The 16,561-nt window shown below is 69.2% G+C and carries 15 protein-coding genes; 11 read left to right on the top strand and 4 right to left on the bottom strand.

Annotation, left to right across the window (positions count from 1 at the left end; genetic code table 11):
- Position 1 precedes the first annotated feature (1 nt).
- On the top strand, positions 2-1,516 hold the full coding sequence (locus DEU37_RS08105; protein WP_183043633.1) for a MinD/ParA family protein: 1,515 nt from the start codon (positions 2-4) through the stop codon (positions 1,514-1,516).
- Positions 1,516-2,007 (top strand): peptide deformylase, encoded by a 492-nt coding sequence (locus DEU37_RS08110; protein ID WP_121190128.1) that lies wholly within the window; start codon positions 1,516-1,518, stop codon positions 2,005-2,007. The genes DEU37_RS08105 and DEU37_RS08110 overlap by 1 nt, the downstream gene beginning before the upstream one ends.
- A 61-nt stretch (positions 2,008-2,068) precedes the next feature.
- Here the strand turns inward: DEU37_RS08110 and DEU37_RS08115 are convergent, their stop codons facing one another.
- Complete coding sequence (locus DEU37_RS08115) at positions 2,069-3,904, bottom strand: long-chain fatty acid--CoA ligase (RefSeq protein WP_121190130.1); 1,836 nt, start codon at positions 3,902-3,904, stop codon at positions 2,069-2,071.
- Positions 3,905-4,096: 192 nt separating this feature from the next.
- On the opposite strand from DEU37_RS08115, the gene DEU37_RS08120 reads away from it, so the two are divergent.
- The 3 genes from DEU37_RS08120 to DEU37_RS08130 all read left to right on the top strand — a co-directional run bounded on the left by DEU37_RS08120 (position 4,097) and on the right by DEU37_RS08130 (position 7,174).
- Positions 4,097-5,035, top strand: coding sequence for an ROK family glucokinase (locus DEU37_RS08120; protein WP_121190132.1), 939 nt, complete (start codon positions 4,097-4,099; stop codon positions 5,033-5,035).
- A 66-nt stretch (positions 5,036-5,101) separates the two neighbouring features.
- Positions 5,102-5,785: a 1-acyl-sn-glycerol-3-phosphate acyltransferase gene (locus DEU37_RS08125; RefSeq protein WP_005049096.1), complete on the top strand. Its 684-nt coding sequence runs from the start codon at positions 5,102-5,104 to the stop codon at positions 5,783-5,785.
- 51 nt (positions 5,786-5,836) lie between these two features.
- Complete coding sequence (locus tag DEU37_RS08130; RefSeq protein WP_121190134.1) at positions 5,837-7,174, top strand: class II 3-deoxy-7-phosphoheptulonate synthase; 1,338 nt, start codon at positions 5,837-5,839, stop codon at positions 7,172-7,174.
- A gap of 92 nt (positions 7,175-7,266) precedes the next feature.
- Here the strand turns inward: DEU37_RS08130 and pknB are convergent, their stop codons facing one another.
- The gene (pknB, locus tag DEU37_RS08135; RefSeq protein WP_121190136.1) at positions 7,267-9,192 is read right to left on the bottom strand and encodes a Stk1 family PASTA domain-containing Ser/Thr kinase; all 1,926 of its coding nucleotides are present in this window, start codon (positions 9,190-9,192) and stop codon (positions 7,267-7,269) included.
- Positions 9,193-9,282: 90 nt separating this feature from the next.
- Positions 9,283-10,305, bottom strand: coding sequence for a LysM peptidoglycan-binding domain-containing protein (locus tag DEU37_RS08140; RefSeq protein ID WP_121190138.1), 1,023 nt, complete (start codon positions 10,303-10,305; stop codon positions 9,283-9,285).
- 166 nt (positions 10,306-10,471) lie between these two features.
- Between DEU37_RS08140 and DEU37_RS08145 the strand changes: the two genes are divergently transcribed.
- Positions 10,472-10,819: an Rv2175c family DNA-binding protein gene (locus DEU37_RS08145; RefSeq protein ID WP_005049107.1), complete on the top strand. Its 348-nt coding sequence runs from the start codon at positions 10,472-10,474 to the stop codon at positions 10,817-10,819.
- A gap of 60 nt (positions 10,820-10,879) precedes the next feature.
- Here the strand turns inward: DEU37_RS08145 and DEU37_RS08150 are convergent, their stop codons facing one another.
- A complete protein-coding gene (locus DEU37_RS08150) occupies positions 10,880-11,968 on the bottom strand; it encodes a polyprenyl synthetase family protein (RefSeq protein ID WP_121190140.1) in 1,089 nt (362 codons plus the stop codon).
- A 79-nt stretch (positions 11,969-12,047) separates the two neighbouring features.
- Here DEU37_RS08150 and DEU37_RS08155 point away from each other — a divergent pair, with 79 nt between their 5' ends.
- From DEU37_RS08155 to DEU37_RS08175, 5 genes are all read left to right on the top strand, one after another.
- Positions 12,048-12,425, top strand: coding sequence for a DUF3040 domain-containing protein (locus tag DEU37_RS08155; RefSeq protein WP_016465368.1), 378 nt, complete (start codon positions 12,048-12,050; stop codon positions 12,423-12,425).
- A gap of 212 nt (positions 12,426-12,637) precedes the next feature.
- Positions 12,638-13,069, top strand: coding sequence for a division/cell wall cluster transcriptional repressor MraZ (mraZ, locus tag DEU37_RS08160; RefSeq protein WP_121190142.1), 432 nt, complete (start codon positions 12,638-12,640; stop codon positions 13,067-13,069).
- Positions 13,070-13,130: 61 nt separating this feature from the next.
- Positions 13,131-14,126, top strand: coding sequence for a 16S rRNA (cytosine(1402)-N(4))-methyltransferase RsmH (gene rsmH / locus DEU37_RS08165; RefSeq protein WP_121190144.1), 996 nt, complete (start codon positions 13,131-13,133; stop codon positions 14,124-14,126).
- A complete protein-coding gene (locus tag DEU37_RS08170) occupies positions 14,123-14,728 on the top strand; it encodes a hypothetical protein (RefSeq protein ID WP_005049118.1) in 606 nt (201 codons plus the stop codon). Before rsmH ends, DEU37_RS08170 begins: the two co-directional genes overlap by 4 nt.
- A 4-nt stretch (positions 14,729-14,732) precedes the next feature.
- Complete coding sequence (locus DEU37_RS08175; RefSeq protein ID WP_121190145.1) at positions 14,733-16,544, top strand: penicillin-binding protein 2; 1,812 nt, start codon at positions 14,733-14,735, stop codon at positions 16,542-16,544.
- Positions 16,545-16,561 lie beyond the last annotated feature (17 nt).

A 16,561-nucleotide genomic window follows, 5' to 3' on the forward strand; every position in this document is an offset into this window, starting at 1 on the left:
CATGGGGGTCGGGACCCCGCCCCGCGGCCCGGCGGTGACGCCGCGGCTGCGCCGTCCCGAGGACGACCCGAATCGGCCGGCGCCCGACGGCGACGGCCCGGAACTGGAGTGTGTAGCCGTGCCTGACCGCAACGAGACTGCGAGCGAGGACGCCGACAACGGCGTGCTGGAGAGTGTGACCGGCGTCGAGACCACCGGGATCGGCATCGTCGACGGTGCCACCGCGCAGATCGACGTCGCGTTGCCCGTCGCGGTCGACGACGACGACTTCGACGACGATGTCGTGCTCGACGATGATGCTGAGATCCACGGGAGTCTCGTCGAACGGCCGGATGCCGCCGCGGCATCCGCTCTCGTCGTCGAGGACGTCGAGGAGGTGGATGTCGTCGAGCACGTCGAGGACGTCGATGTCGTCGATGAGACGGACGAGGTGGAGGTGTCCGATGCCACAGCGGTCGCGCTGACCTCGGTCTCCGTCGCGACCGCAGACGCCGCGCAGCACGAGCGCCTGCGTCCTCGCACGTCCGAGATCACGCTGCAGTCGCGCCGTCTCGGCGACTTCGAGGCGGGGCGGGAGAGCTCCGACCTGCTCACCCCCGACCGGCTGCTCGACCCCGCCCACGCGGTACGACCGGAGCCCGACGGAGCTTGGCAGCACCTCGTCTACACGCTGTCGGGACGTCGGATCAACCTCGGCGACAGCAAGCGCGCGCGTGCGCGCAAGGCTCTCGACCGTCGCATCGCCGCGCCGCTGCACGGGGGAGCGAAGTTCGTCCCCGTCCTCTCGCGAAAGGGTGGCGTCGGAAAGACCACGATCACGACGCTGCTGGGCATGGCGCTTGCGGACGCCCGTGAGGACCGGGTGATCGCCGTCGACGCGAACCCGGACCGCGGCACCCTCGCCGAGCGCATCGGGCGCTCGAGTGGCAAGACGGTCCGCGACCTGGTGCGAGCCCACGCCGACGTCCGGGGGTTCAACGACATCTCGGAGATCGTCGCGCGCGATCACACCCGGCTCGACATCATCGCTTCCGACACCGACCCGCATGTGTCGGAGGCCTTCAACGACAGCGACTACGACGCGGTGGCCGATGTCGCCGCACACTTCTATTCCCTCGTGCTCACCGACACCGGAACCGGCATCGTCCACTCCGTCATGGCGGCCACCCTCGAGCGCGCCGACCAGCTCATAGTCGTCGCGGGTCTGAGCGTGGATGAGGCGCGCCTGGCCTCGGAGACGCTGACCTGGCTGGAGAGCAACGGCTACGCCGACCTCGTTCGCTCCGCCGTGGTCGTGCTGAACACGGCCCGCCCGGGAGCTGCGCTCGTTCGCGCCGGCGAACTCCAGTCGCACTTCCAGACGCGCGTGGGTCACGTCGTGCGTGTGCCCTACGACGCGCACATCGCGTCGGGCAGCGCGATCGTCTTCCGCGACCTGCAGCCCGAGACACGCGAGGCCGCGCGCGAACTCGCCGCCATCGTCGTCGAAAGCCTGCGTCAGCGGGTCGCCGCCTGATGGCCGTCCGTCCGATCCGGCTGTTCGGCGACCCGGTCCTTCGGGCGCCCAGTGCGACCATCGACGTGATCGACGACGGCATCCGCTCACTCGTCCAGGACCTGCTCGACACGGTCGAGCTGCCGGGCCGTGCGGGGGTGGCAGCCCCGCAGATCGGGGTCGGCCTGCGCGCGTTCAGCTACAACATCGACGGCGACATCGGCTACGTGCTGAACCCGGTGCTGACGGACGTGTCGGGTGAGCCGGCCCTCGTCGGAGAGGGATGCCTGTCTGTGCCCGATCTCTGGCACGAGACGCTGCGCTACCCCTGGGCTCGCGTCGTCGGTATCGACCTCGACGGCAACGAACTCGTGCTCGAGGGCGAGGGGCTCATGGCGCAGGCGCTGCAACATGAGACCGACCATCTCGACGGCATGCTCTACATCTCCCGGCTCAGTCCCGAGGAGCGCAAGGTCGCGATGCGTCGCATCCGCGAGTCCTCCTGGTTCTGACCGCTGGACAAACGACGACGGGGCGGCCCGTCAGGCCCGCCCCGTCGTCGCTTGCGCCCGATCAGCCCAACGACACGTTGGTCGTGGTCACCGGCACCGTGTAGATGTCCTCGATCTCGTTCGCGAAGTCGGTCAGGATCACGTTGCGCTTGATGCTCATCTTGGGCGTGAGGTGCCCGCTCGCCTCGGTCCATTCGGTGTCGAGGATGGTGAACTTGCGGATGGACTCGGCGCGCGAGACGTTCTTGTTGGCGATGTCGACCGCCCGCTGCACCTCGGCTCGCACCTGGGGGTTCTTCGCGGCATCCGAGAGGGACATGTCTGCCGCGAGACCGTTGTTCGCCAGCCATGCCGGGAGCATCTCGGGGTCGAGCGTGATCAGTGCGGAGATGAACGGCTTCTGATCTCCCACCACGACCACCTGACCGACGATCGGGTTCGCCCGAATCGGATCTTCCAGCGCCGCCGGGGCGACGTTCTTGCCGCCGGCGGTGACGATGATCTCCTTCTTGCGTCCGGTGATCGTGAGGAACCCGTCGGTGTCGAAGGCCCCGATATCGCCGGTCTTGAACCAGCCGTCGTCGAACGCACCGGCCGTCGCCTCGGGGTTGCGCCAGTACTCCTTGAAGACGTTGACGCCACGCACCTCGATCTCGCCGTCGTCGGCCAGACGCACGCCGACACCGGGGAGCACCGGGCCCACCGTGCCGATCTTCGACTTCGTCGCGAGGTTGACGGTGGCCGGAGCGGTCGTCTCGGTGAGTCCGTAGCCTTCGAGGATGGTCACGCCGAGACTGTGGAAGAAGTGGCCGAGGCGGGCGCCCAGGGGAGCGGACCCGGAGACGGCATAGGTGACGCGTCCACCCATGGCCTCGCGGAGCTTCGCATAGACGAGTTTGTCGAACAGGGCGAACTTCACCTTGGTGCCCAGCGGGATCTTCTTCCCCTCCTGAAGCAGGCGGGAGTGCTCGATCGCGGTGTGGGCCGCGGCGCGGAAGATCTTGCCCTTGCCGCCGGCTTCCGCCTTCTGCTCCGCCGAGTTGTAGACCTTCTCGAAGACGCGGGGGACGGCCAGCAGGAAGGTCGGCTTGAACGAGCCCAGGGCCGGCAACAGCTGCTTGGTGTCGGGCTGATGGCCGGTCTTCACGCCGGCGTGCACGTCGAGGATCGAGATGAAGCGGGCGAAGACGTGCGCCGTCGTGATGAAGAGCAGAGTCGACGCGCCGCCGGGCGTGTTCATCACTTCGGCGAGGGCCTTGGCGGCGTTGCGGGAGAGCTCGACGAAGTTGCTGTGGGTCAGAACGCACCCCTTGGGTCGCCCTGTGGAGCCCGAGGTGTAGATCAGCGTGGCGATGTCGGAGCCGACGGCGATGCGGCGACGGCGCTCGATCTCGGCATCCTCGATGGCGCTGCCGCCCGCGCGGAGAGTGTCGAGATCGCCTGCCTCCATCGACCAGACCTCGCGGACGAGCGGGACCTCCGAGCGGATCTCCGCGATGCGCGCCGCGTGCTCGCTCGATTCGCCGAGCACCGCGACGGCGCCCGAGTCGGAGAGGATCCAGCTGATCTGCGCGGCCGAGCTGGTCTCGTAGATCGGCACCATGACGGCGCCCGCGAAGAAGAGGGCGAAGTCGACGAGCGTCCACTCGTAGGTGGTGCGGGCGATGAAGCCCACCTTGTCGCCGGGGGCGATGCCGGCGGCCGCGAAGCCCTTGGCCAGTGCGATCACTTCTCGTTCGAACTCGGCGGCGGTGATGTCGCGCCAGCCGTCACCGTCCGGGACGGCGAACAGCGCCAGCGACGGCGTCGCTTTGACGCGCTCGACGAGAAGATCGGCGATGTTGGCCTGCGGGTCGGCGGCAACGACGGCGGGGACTTCGAACTGTACGGCGCTCATGGGCGGCAACTCCTTCGGTACCGGGTGGCGTCGGCGATCGACGGCTGGAATCGAGTCTAACTCCTGGTGGAACTCAGTCCCATGGAAGACAGCGTCGGCCGAAAAAGCACGGCCTGCCCCGACCGTGGGTCTGTCCTGTCCACACTAGACTCTCGGATGCCGTGCCGCCCGGGCCGGCCGGAAGGGAGCGCCGTGCTCAACGTCGGCATCGACATCGGGGGGACGAAGATCGCCGGAGGTGTCGTCGACGACACGGGCGCGATCATCGAGCGTGCGCGCGTCGTCACGCCGGTCGACACCGGTGAGCTCGCCGACGCCGTCGCCGCGATGGTGCACGAGCTGGCCTCCCGCCACGAGGTCTCCGCAGTGGGTGTCGCCGCCGCCGGCTACATCGACCGCAGCCGCTCGGTGATGCTGCTCTCGCCCAACATCGACTGGCACAACGAGCCGTTGCGCGCCCAGTTCGAAGCGCGCATCGGCCGTCCGGTCACGCTGGAGAACGACGCCAACGCCGCGGGCTGGGGTGAGTACCGCTTCGGTGCAGGACAGGGATCCACCGACATGGTGATGGTGACCCTCGGCACCGGGGTCGGCGGAGCCGTCATCAACGACGGCCGTCTGCTCATCGGCGCCAACGGCAGCGCGGCAGAGCTCGGTCATCTGCGGTTCGTCCGTGGCGGTCGCCCGTGCGGCTGCGGTCAGAACGGCTGCCTCGAGCAGTACGCGTCGGGACGCGCCCTGCAGCGCGAACTGGGTGACATCGCCGAGGCCGGGGGCATCGGCGAGCGGCTGGCCGCACACCGCGACGGGGACGGTATCGTCCACGGGCCTGACCTGGCCCGACTCCTCGCCGAGGACGACCCGGGTGCCGTCGAGGCGGTGCGCCGCGTCGCCACCGCCCTGGGTGAGGCCTGTGGGGCGTTCCAGGCGGTTCTCGATCCCGACCTCTACGTCATCGGCGGCGGGGTCGCCGACCTCGGTGAGGTGCTCCTCGAGCCCACGCGCCTGGCCTACGAGACCTCGCTGCCCGGTTTCGGCAACCGGCCGACCGCGCGCTTCGTCACGGCGACGCTCGGCAACGACGCCGGCATGGTGGGCGTCGCCGATCTCGCGGGGCTGCGCAGTCAGTGAGCCGTCGGGTTATCCTCATCGCATCGTGGACACGGACAGACGTCACAGAGAGGTGAGTCCCGGCTGATGTTCTACTGGGTCATGAAGTACATCGTGATCGGCCCGATCGTCAAAGCGATCTTCCGACCGTGGATCGTCGGGCGGACGAATGTCCCGTCGTCGGGGGCGGCCATCCTCGCCAGCAACCACCTCTCCGTCAGCGATTCGATCTTCCTGCCGCTCATGATCGACCGTCCGATGAGCTTCCTCGCCAAGAGCGACTACTTCACCGGCACGGGGCTTAAGGGCTGGGCGACCCGCATGTTCATGAAGGCGACCGGGCAGATCCCCGTCGATCGCACCGGCGGCAAAGCGTCGGAGGCATCGCTGAACACCGGACTGCAGGTGCTCGGGCGGGGAGACCTCCTGGGCATCTACCCGGAGGGCACCCGCAGCCCGGACGGCAAGCTCTACCGCGGACGCACCGGGCTCGCGCGCATGGCGCTGGAGGCGCGCGTACCGGTCATCCCCGTCGTCATGGTGGACACGGATGCCGTCATGCCGATCGGCCGTACGATCCCCCGCGTCGGTCGGGTGGGCATGGTGATCGGCGAGCCCCTCGACTTCTCGCGGTTTCAGGGCATGGAATCGGACCGCTACGTGCTGCGCTCGGTGACGGACGAGATCATGGTCGCGCTGCAGCGGCTCGGCGAGCAGCAGTACGACGATGTGTACGCCTCCACCGTGAAGGAACGCGCAGCGCGCGCGTGAGCCGTCGTCATGCGGCATCCCCGCCCTGCGGGGCGCCACTAGACTGACCGGATGCCCACCCTGCACGCCGATCTCGATCACTGGCGCACGCTCCCGATCAAGCAGCAGCCCTCTTGGACCGACCTGGATGCCGTCGCCGTGGTATCCGACGAGCTGGCGACGCTGCCGCCGCTGGTCTTCGCCGGTGAGGTCGACAACCTCCGCGACCGCCTTGCGCGCGCGGCATCCGGCCGGGCCTTCCTCCTGCAGGGCGGTGACTGCGCGGAGACCTTCGCCGGGGCGACCGCGGAACAGATCCGCAACCGCATCAAGACGGTGCTGCAGATGGCCGTCGTCCTCACCTACGGCGCCTCGATGCCCGTCGTGAAGATGGGCCGGATGGCCGGCCAGTTCGCCAAGCCCCGCTCGAGCGACACCGAGACCCGCGGCGACATCACGCTGCCGGCCTACCGCGGCGACATCGTGAACGGCTACGACTTCACCGAAGCCTCCCGCACCGCCGACCCGCAGCGCCTGCTGAAGGGGTACCACACGGCGGCGTCCACCATCAACCTCATCCGCGCCTTCACGCAGGGCGGTTTCGCCGACTTGCGCGAGGTGCACAGCTGGAACAAGGGCTTCGCGCAGAACCCCGCCAACCAGCAGTACGAGCGGCTCGCGACCGAGATCGACCGTGCGATCAAGTTCATGGAGGCGGCCGGCGCCGACTTCGACGAGCTGCGTCGCGTCGAGTTCTACACGGGCCACGAGGGTCTGCTGATGGACTACGAACGCCCCATGACGCGCATCGACTCGCGCACGAGCACGCCCTACAACACGTCGGCGCACTTCCTGTGGATCGGCGAGCGGACGCGCGAGCTCGACGGCGCCCACGTCGACTACTTCTCGAAGATCCGCAACCCCATCGGCGTCAAGCTCGGCCCGTCGACCTCCCCGCAGACGGCGCTCGAACTCATCGACAAGCTCGACCCCGAGCGCGAGCCGGGCCGGCTGACCTTCATCACCCGGATGGGGGCGGGCAAGATCCGCGACGCCCTTCCGCCGCTGCTGGAGGCCGTGCGCGATTCCGGAGCCACGCCGCTGTGGGTCACCGACCCCATGCACGGCAACGGCATCACGACCCCGACCGGCTACAAGACGCGTCGCTTCGACGACGTCGTGGACGAGGTACGCGGCTTCTTCGAGGCGCACCGCGCCGTCGGAACGTTCCCGGGCGGCATCCACGTCGAGCTCACCGGCGACGACGTGACCGAGTGCCTCGGCGGATCGGAGCACATCGACGAGGCCACTCTCGCGACGCGCTACGAGAGCCTGTGCGACCCGCGCCTGAATCACATGCAGAGCCTCGAGCTCGCGTTCCTCGTCGCCGAGGAGCTCGAGAAGCGCTGATCCGCGGCAGCGCCCTGCGCTGCAGACGACCGCACCCGCTGCCGAATCCTCTGCAGCGGGTGCGGTCGTGTGTGCGCCATGGGCGCTCCAGCTCAGCCGGTGGAGCGGACCGTGATCTTGGTTCCGGGCAGCTGCATGGTGCCGGCGGCAGGGCTCGTGCTCGACACGGTGAAGATGCCCCAGACGATCTCGGGGAGCGCCGTTCCCGGTTCGAAGCCCGCCTGCTTCAACTGGTCCATGGCCTGCGCGACGGTCTTGCCGGTGACGTCGGGGACAGCGATCGGCTGCGGCCCCTTCGAGACGACCAGGGTGACCGTGTCGCCCGGGCGGAACGGTGCGCCGCCGTCCTTGTCCGCGACACGGATGACGCGGCCCTCGGCGACCTCGTCGTCGTAGGCCTGCGTCGTGGTGGCGTTCAGATTGACCGCCGAGAGCGCCGCCGTCGCGGCATCCACGGTCTTCCCGGCCACATCCGGGACGGGCCCCGCCGAGGTCTCGAACGCCACGGTCGACCCCTCCAGCGCCGTGCAGCCCTTCGAGCAGTCCACCGCAGTGCCGCCGCCGGGCGGAGTGATCGACGCGCTCACCACGGTGCCCGCGGGAGCATCGGTGAAGATCTGCGGCGGGTCGCCCGAGGGGGTGATGTAGATCGTGCCGAGGGAGGTGGTGGCCGCCTGCAGACTCTGTCCCGCCAAAGCGGGGATGTCGTGGGATGCCGGGCCCAGCGAGATCACGACGGTCACGGCGCTGTTCTTGTCGACGCGGGCGCCGGCGCCGGGGTCGGTGCGGATGACGAGATCGACGGGGACGTCGCGGCTGTGATCCTGCACGGGCCGCGCGGTCAGTCCGTCGGCGGCGAGGGCAGTCGTCGCCTCGTCCAGGGTGCGCCCCGCCACGTCCGGAACGCCGACCTGCGAACCCGGTCCGGACCCGAACCACCAGCCGGCTCCGCCCGCGAGAGCCGCGAGCAGCAGCACGAGCACCACCAGCCATCCGCCCCGTCGCGCTCGGCGGCGGCTGCGCAGCCGCAGTCGCGTGGAGTTGTCCACCGTCTCGGTGACCGTCGGGGCGGTGAAGGTCCCCGGCATGACCTTGGTGAGCTCACCCGAGTCGGCCCCGTCGTCGACCGCGACCACGCCGGCGGCCGGCGCTCGGACGACATGCGGGTAGACGCCGAGTTCCTTCTCGATCTCGCGCAGACGCTCGAGCATCGCGCGCGCATCGACCGGCCGGTCGTCGGGGTTGCGTTCGGTCGCCCACATCACGAGCTCGTCGAACTGCTCAGGGATGCCGGGATTGCGTGCGCTCGGGCGCGGGACCGAGTCGGTCGCGTGCTGGTAGGCGATCTGCATCGGCTGCTCGCCCTTGTACGGCTGCTCGCCGACGAGCATCTCGTAGAGCATGATGCCGAGGGCGTAGATGTCGCTGCGGGCGTCGGCGGTTCCGCGGGTGACGAGCTCGGGCGCGAGATAGGCGATCGTTCCCAGGAGCATCTGCCCGGTCGCCGTGTTCGCGCTGGTCGCGCGCGCGAGACCGAAGTCGCCGATCTTGATCCGGCCGTCCTCGGCGAGCAGCACGTTCTCGGGCTTGACGTCGCGGTGGACGATGCCCGCGCGGTGCGCGGCCGCGAGGCCGGAGAGCACGGCATCCATGATCGTGATCGTCTGGGGGATGCTGAGACGCTTCTGCTCACGCAGCAGTTCACGCATGGTGATGCCGGGGAGGTACTCCATCACCAGGTACGCCATCTCGCCGTCCTGGCCCTGGTCGAAGACGTTGACCACATGGGGATCGGCGAGACGGGCCGCCGCCCGTGCCTCCTGGATGAACCGGCTCTGGAAGACCGTGTCATCGGAGAGATGGCTGTGCATCACCTTCAGGGCGACGCGACGCTCGAGGCGCAGATCGGTGGCGACGTACACCGTCGCCATCCCGCCGCGAGCGATGCGAGCGCGGACGCGGTACCGTCCGTCGACCAGACGGCCGATCAGCGGGTCGGTCTGCTGGCTCGTGCTCACCCTGCGATTCTAGGGAGCCGGAGCGCTCCGGTCCGGGAGCGGCTCACCCCTCACGGCATGTGCGCAGGCACCGGCGCGGCGCGCGGGCGCTCAGCCGAGGGCCGCGAGCCACGCGTAGGCGGTCTGCTCCCACGGCCCGTAGCGCTCCGGATACGCCGAGACCTGCACGGCCTGGGCGGCGGCGGCGAAGTCCATCGACTCCCATCCGGGCACGTCCAGCAGTCCGCGCGTGATGAGGCCGTCGGGGCCCGAGACCCCTTCGAAGAACGCGGTGGTCGAGCGCACGGGGTCGCGCACCTGGTCGGGAGTTCCCCATCCGGTGCTGGGACGCTGCTGGAAGAGCCCCAGCGAGTCGCGGTCGCCCCAGTCGAGGTTGCGGATCCAGGACTCGACCATCGCCGTGGCCAGAGCGATCGCGATGCCGCGGTCGGGGACGCCCAGTTCGCGCCCGACCCGGATGATCGTCCGCGCATTCTCGATCTGCTCCGCATCGAGATCGGTGGACGGTGCCGCCGTGGGCACGGGCGTCGCGACCGCGGCACGGGTCGCCTGGAGTACGGCATCCGCCCCGGGGATCGCGAGCGTCTGTCCGGGGTAGATGATGGCGTCACGTCCCAGCCCGTTGGCCTGCAGGAGCGCGTCGAGGCTCACCCCGTGCGCGTCGGCGATGGCCCAGAGGGTGTCGCCCGCGCTCACCTCGTACGCCGAGCCCGCGGGAGCCGGCGAAGCGGCGGGAGGCTCCGGAACAGAAGAGCCCGCAGCGCGGGCGCTCCCGCCGGGAAGAACCAGCACCTGACCGGGGTGGATCAGCGTGCTGACCTCGAGGCCGTTCGCCGCACGCAGGGCGGACAGCTCGACTCCGACCCGCTCGGAGATGTCCCACAGCGTGTCGCCGCTGTGCACCGTGTACGTCGCCGGTGAGGCTGCGTGCCGCGGAACGGGAGTCAACGTCGGCGCGTCGATGCGCGTCTGATCGCGGGTCGTCGGGCGCGGATCGGCTGTCGCCGCCGAGGCGGGGGAGACGCTCAGCGTCAACGCCAGCGTGCCGATCGTGCCGATCACGCCGGTCGTGGCGACGCGCGCGGCGCCCGGGCGGGGGTCGAGTCGTGACAACGTTCTTCTCCTTCTGCGCACCCGATTCGTACCGTCGCCACCGTGTCATGGAAGTAAATTCATGTCAACGGGTGCTATAAGAAGTGACTGCTGTGACAGAAGTGAAAATCGTGTCGACGGCGATGAACGCACCGACGGTGCGCTCGCGAGATGCGATAGTGGAAGGGTGACCGACGACATCGTCCCCGCGTCCACCCGCTGGCTCACTCTCCCCGACCTGGTCGAGGTTCTCGACGAACCGCTCGGCCGCGTGCGTCGACTGCTCGACGACAAGCACCTGATCGGCTCGCGCCGCGGCGGCGCGTTCGCGGTGCCGGAGATCTTCATCGTCGACGGGCACCCGCTCTCGTCGCTGCGCGGCACGATCATCGTGCTGCAGGATGCCGGGTTCACCGACGACGAGGCCATCGACTGGCTGCTGAGCGAGGAGGACTCCATCGGCCAGGCGCCGATCTCGGCACTCCGGCAGGGCCGCAAGAGCGAGGTCCGCCGCGTCGCGCAGACGCTCGCCTGACGCTGACGCTGACGCTGACGCTGACGCTGACGCTGACGCTGACGCTGACGCTGACGCGCGTCACGCCGTGCGGCTGATCGACGCCTCCGCGAGTTCTCGCAGCTCGTCGACCGCCGACGGAGACAGTCGGGCATCGCGCAGCGCCTGCTCCGCTTCGGCGGCGTAGGCGGTGATCGCGGATTCGACCCGCTCCAGCGCACCGGTGGCGACGATGCTCTCCTGGATATGAGCGATCTGCTCCGCCGTGAGGGTGGGGTCGCCGATGAGCGTGTCGAGCGCGGCACGCGCGTCGGTGGTGAGTCCCTCGCGGGTGTAGGCCACGAGCAGCGTGCGCTTGCCCTCTCGCAGGTCGTCACCCGACGGCTTCCCGGTGACGGCACTGTCGCCGAACACGCCGAGCACATCGTCGCGCAGTTGGAACGCCAATCCCAGCGGGTGTCCGAAGCCGGCCAGAGCCGCCGACTGGGCGGCGTCTGCGCCGGCGAGCGCCGCGCCCAGGAGGAGGGGATGCTGGATGCTGTAGCGCGCGGACTTCAGCGAGGCGACGCGAAGGGCGCGGTCGGCATGTTCCTCGTCGGGAGCCGTCGTGAACGCCGCCTCCTCGGCGATGTCCAAGAACTGCCCGATGGTGACCTCACGGCGCATGAGCGCATAGACCTCCCGCGCGGATGCCGCGTGTGACGCGTGCGCGAGTCCCTGCTCGAGCAGATCGTCGCTCCAGGCGACGAGGAGGTCGCCGAGCAGGATCGCGGCGGACCGCCCGAACGCCGAGCCATCGCCCGCCCAACCGGACGCTGCGTGCGCCGCCTCCAGCGCACGGTGCGCGGCGGGTTGTCCGCGCCGGGTGTCGGAGTTGTCGATGATGTCGTCGTGCACGAGCGCGGCGGCGTGGAACACCTCGAGCGCGGCGGCGGCATCGAGCACGGCGTCCGGGATCTCCTTCGCGTCCCCGCCGGCGTTCGCGACCGCGCGCCAGCCTGTGACGCAGAAGCGTGCCCGCAGTCGTTTTCCGCCGGACAGGGTGCGGGTCGCGGCATCCAGGAACACCTGCGTCTCCGGGCCGGCGTCGGCCCACGCGAGCCGCTGGGCCGCCACGAAGCTTGCCAGTCGCTGGGAAATGGCCTCGATTGGGTCGGCGGAAGCGTGCACGGGCCTAGCCTAGTTCTCGACCGCACGCGTAGAATCGACCGCACGAGATGCCGGTCCGAAACGGCGAGGAGGGGGCAGCATGCCGCTGTCAGAGCAGGAGCAGCGTCTGCTCGATGAGATGGAACGTCATCTCATGAACAAGGACGCAGACGTCGTGAGCGCGTCCCGAGACGGCCGCACCCTCAGCTATCGCAACATCGTGTACGGAACCATCCTCGTGCTGGTGGGCCTGGGCGGACTGATCGCAGGTGTCTCCACCGGCATCATCGCCATCGGCGTGATCGCCTTCCTGGTGATGGTGGGTGGCGTCGTTCTGGCCGCCACTCCCGCGAAGGGACTTGCCGCGCTCAAGACGTCGCCGGAGCACAAGGGTCAGCGCAAGCCCTCCCGTGCCGGATCGTCGTCCTTCATGGACCGCATGAACGACCGCTGGGACCGCCGCCAAGACGGATCCTGACCGCAGCACACCGCACGACACGAAGAGCACCGACCGCCAGGTCGGTGCTTTTTTTGTGCCCGGCGGCGGGCACGCGCTCCGACACTCGGCCCCGTCGTCGCCCCGTGAGGGAGCTCCGGGGAGCGCGGCGCCCAGGAAGTCATAGTCAGGTGGAGGAAAGTGGAGTAAAGTGGTGCGCACCTTGATCGGGCCGGAGGAAGGGGGAGTCGCCGATGCTGTTGGGCACCTACACCCCCAAGCTCGACGACAAGGGCCGCGTCATCCTTCCGGCGAAGTTCCGTACCGACCTGGGTGACGGGCTCGTCGTGACCCGAGGCCAGGAGCGCTGCCTCTACGTGTTCAGCACGAAGGAGTTCGAGCGGGTCTACGAGAAGATCCGCGAGGCACCCCTGACCAACAAGCAGGCGCGCGACTTCCAACGCATGTTCCTGTCGGGCGCCAGCGACGAGAAGCCCGACAGCCAGAGCCGCATCACGATCCCCCCGCACCTGCGCGCCTACGCCAACCTCGGCCGCGAGCTCGTGGTCACGGGCGTCGGCGCTCACGCGGAGATCTGGGATGCGCAGGCATGGAACGCCTACGCAGACAGCAACGAAGACAGCTACTCGGACATGGAGCAGGAGGTGATCCCGGGCTTGTTCTGAGCCGTGGCCGTGACTCCCAGCCGCACGCCCTGACACACTTCCCCGGTGTCAGGTCAGGCGGATGGGGATCACGACTCCGGCTCACGCCCGCCTCATCATGAGCACCTCCGACATCCACACCCCTGTCCTCCTCGAGCGCTGCGTCGAGCTGCTCTCACCGGCCCTCGCCCACCCGGGCGCCGTTCTGGTCGATGCGACCGAGGGAATGGGCGGGCACTCCGAGGCCCTGCTGGAGCGCTTCGGCGACATCCGCCTCATCGGGCTCGATCGCGACACCGACGCCCTGCGGATCGCGGGGGAGCGGCTGGCGCGTTTCGGCGACCGCGTCACGCTCGTGCACACCGTCTACGACGGGATCGCCGCGGCGGTGCGCTCCGCCGGCGTCGACCGGGTCGACGGCATCCTCTTCGACCTCGGTGTCTCGTCGCTGCAGCTCGACGACGCCGATCGCGGGTTCGCCTACGCGCGGGACGCGCCCCTGGACATGCGCATGGACCAGACCGCCGGCACGACGGCAGCGGAGATCGTCGCGACCTACGGTGAAGGCGATCTGCGCCGCATCTTCGAACGCTACGGCGAAGAGAAGCTCGCCGGACGCTACGCCCGGGCCATCATCTCCGCGCGCGCCGACGCTGCGATCGAGCGCTCCGGTCAGCTGGTCGACATCCTCGTGGCGGCGACGCCGGTCGCGGTGCAGCGCGAGGGACGCGGCCACCCCGCCAAGCGCGTCTTCCAGGCCCTTCGCATCGAGGTGAACGCCGAGCTGTCGGTGCTGGAGCGTGCCCTGCCGCCGAGCATGGACCTGTTGAACGTGGGCGGACGCATCGTCGTGATGAGCTACCAGTCCCTCGAGGATCGTCTCGTCAAGCGCGTGTTCGCGGATGCCGCGGCATCCACCGCACCGGCGGGACTGCCCGTCGAGCTTCCCGAGCACGCTCCGCGATTCCGGCTCGTGGTCAAGGGCGCCGAGCTGGCCTCCGAAGAAGAGAAGGCACGCAATCCGCGGGCCGCACCCGTGCGCCTGCGCGCGGCCGAACGCATCCGGGAGGCGGCATGAGTGTGCCCGCAGAGAGCAACCTCGATCCGTTCGTGGGGGCGGCTCCCCTTCCGCTGCGCACCCCGGGGGCGCCGGAGCGCCGGCTTCATGCGGTCGAGCAGCCCGCGCCGCGACGCCGTCCGCGCCTCGTGTACGGCATCGTCGCGGTCAGCGGCGCGCTGCTGATCGGCGGCGCGCAGATGGGGCTGTCGATCCTGACGACGCAATCCTCGTACGAGCTGTCGACCCTCGGCGACCAGCAGCGCAGTCTCGACTGGCAGAAGCAGATGCTGCAGGACAGCATCGCCGGCCTGAGTTCGCCGCAGTACCTCGCCGCCAATGCGGAGGCGATGGGCATGGTCACCGGCCAGGCGCCGACCTACCTCCGTCTGAGCGACAACGCCGTCATCGGCACCGCCGCGGGACTGACCGGTGCCAGCGCGGTCAACGCGTTGAGCAAGGCCGCCGTCGGCAACGCCCTCGTCAGCGGACGCCCGCTCGTCGGCGATCCCGCGGCGAGCCTCGGCGCGACCGGCGGCAGCTCGGTGGTCGACAAGGCCATCCCCGATACCCCGACACCCCCTGCCATCGCCGACGGTCTGCCCGTCCCCGCCACACACTGAGTCCATGACGACACGAGCAACACGCAGCCCGCGGCGCCGCACCGTCGTCGCCCTCGCCGTCGTCCTGGTGGTCCTGTCCGCCTTCGTCGTGCGTCTGGTGGACATCCAGGTGGTCAACGCGCGCGAGCACGTCGACGACTCGGAGCAGTTCGCGACCGGGGCCAAGAGCACCCTCTACGGCGCGCGCGGCGACATCGTCGACGACAACGGCGTCGTCCTTGCGAGCAGCACGACGCTCTACGACGTGCAGATCGACCCCATGCTCGCGGCGCAGGGTGCCGTGCAGACCGATGCCAGCGGCAACGCGATGACGGATGCCGACGGCAAGAACATCATGACGCCGTGGACCGACGTGGCGCCCAAGATCGCCGCGATCACAGGTCAGTCGGCCGCGGATGTCGAGAAGATCGTGTCCGACGCGCTGGCCGAGAACTCGGCGTCGCGATTCGCGTACGTGAAGCGGTACGTCTCCACGGAGGAGTACCGCGCACTCGCGGCGCTCAAGCTCCCGTTCCTGACCTTCCCCCTCCACCCCTCTCGCACCTACCCCGACGGTGCGGTCGCGGGCAACCTGATCGGTTTCGTCGGGTCCGACGGGGACCCGCTGGAGGGCCTGGAGTCTCTGCAGAACTCCTGCCTCCAGGCAACGGACGGCTCGTTGACCTACCAGCGCGGGGCGGACGGTGTCATCATCCCCGGCACCGAAATCGAGAAGCCGGCCGTCAACGGCGGCACACTGAAGCTCACGATCGACAGCGATCTGCAGTGGTTCATGCAGCAGCTGATCGCCGAAGAGACCGCGCGCTACCAGGCCGACTGGGGCGGCATCATCGTCATGGAGGCGAAGACCGGCAAGATTCGGGCCCTCGCCGAGACGAACACGGTCGACCCCAACGATCCCGGCGCCTCCGACCCCGACAATCGCGGTTCGCGGCTGCTTCGCGTCTCGTACGAGCCGGGATCGACGTTCAAGCCGGTGACGGCCGCCACGGTCATCGAGCAGGGCGGTCTCACCCCGACATCGACGGTCGAGACGCCAGACCGCATCCAGTTCCCCAACGGTGCGGTGATCAACGACTCCGAGAGTCACCCCACGCAGAACCTGACGCTCACCGGCGGGCTCGTGGAGTCCTCCAACGTCGCCATGTCGCAGTTCGGCGCGCAGGTTCCCGCCGAGACGCGCTACGACTACCTGAAGCGCTTCGGCGTGGGCGACGGCACAGCGCTGAACTGGTCGGGCGAGCCCACCGGAGAAATCCGCGACGCCTCCACCTGGGACAACCAGACCTTCTACACGACGACCTTCGGGCAGGCCTTCACGGTGACCCCGACGCAGGTGACGAGCCTGTTCCAGACGATCGCCAACGGCGGAGTGCGGATGCCGGCACAGCTCGTGGAATCCTGCACGAAGCCCGACGGCACCGTCGTCACGCCGACCTTGCCCGCCCCCGTCCAGGTCATCAAGCCGCAGACCGCGGCCGAAGTCTCCCAGATGCTCGAGAACGTCTACGCCCAGGGCACGCTCGCCGATGACATCAAGATCCCCGGCTACCGATTGGCCGTCAAGACGGGTACCGCTCAGATTCCGGACGGCCACGGCGGCTACAAGGACAACCTCTTCATGACCTCGCTGGCCGGTTACGCCCCGGCTGATGATCCGCAGTACGTTGTGTTGACCCTTTTCAACGAGCCGAAGACCAACACCATGTCCTCGGCCAACCGCTCGGTCTTCAAGAAGGCGATGACCCAGGTGCTGACGCACTACCGGGTGATGCCCTCGGGCTCGGACACCCCGCTGCTGCCCGTGACACAATGACGACACCGTGACGCGCC

Source organism: Microbacterium sp. AG790, assembly GCF_003634765.1.
In the GTDB taxonomy this organism is placed as follows: domain Bacteria; phylum Actinomycetota; class Actinomycetes; order Actinomycetales; family Microbacteriaceae; genus Microbacterium.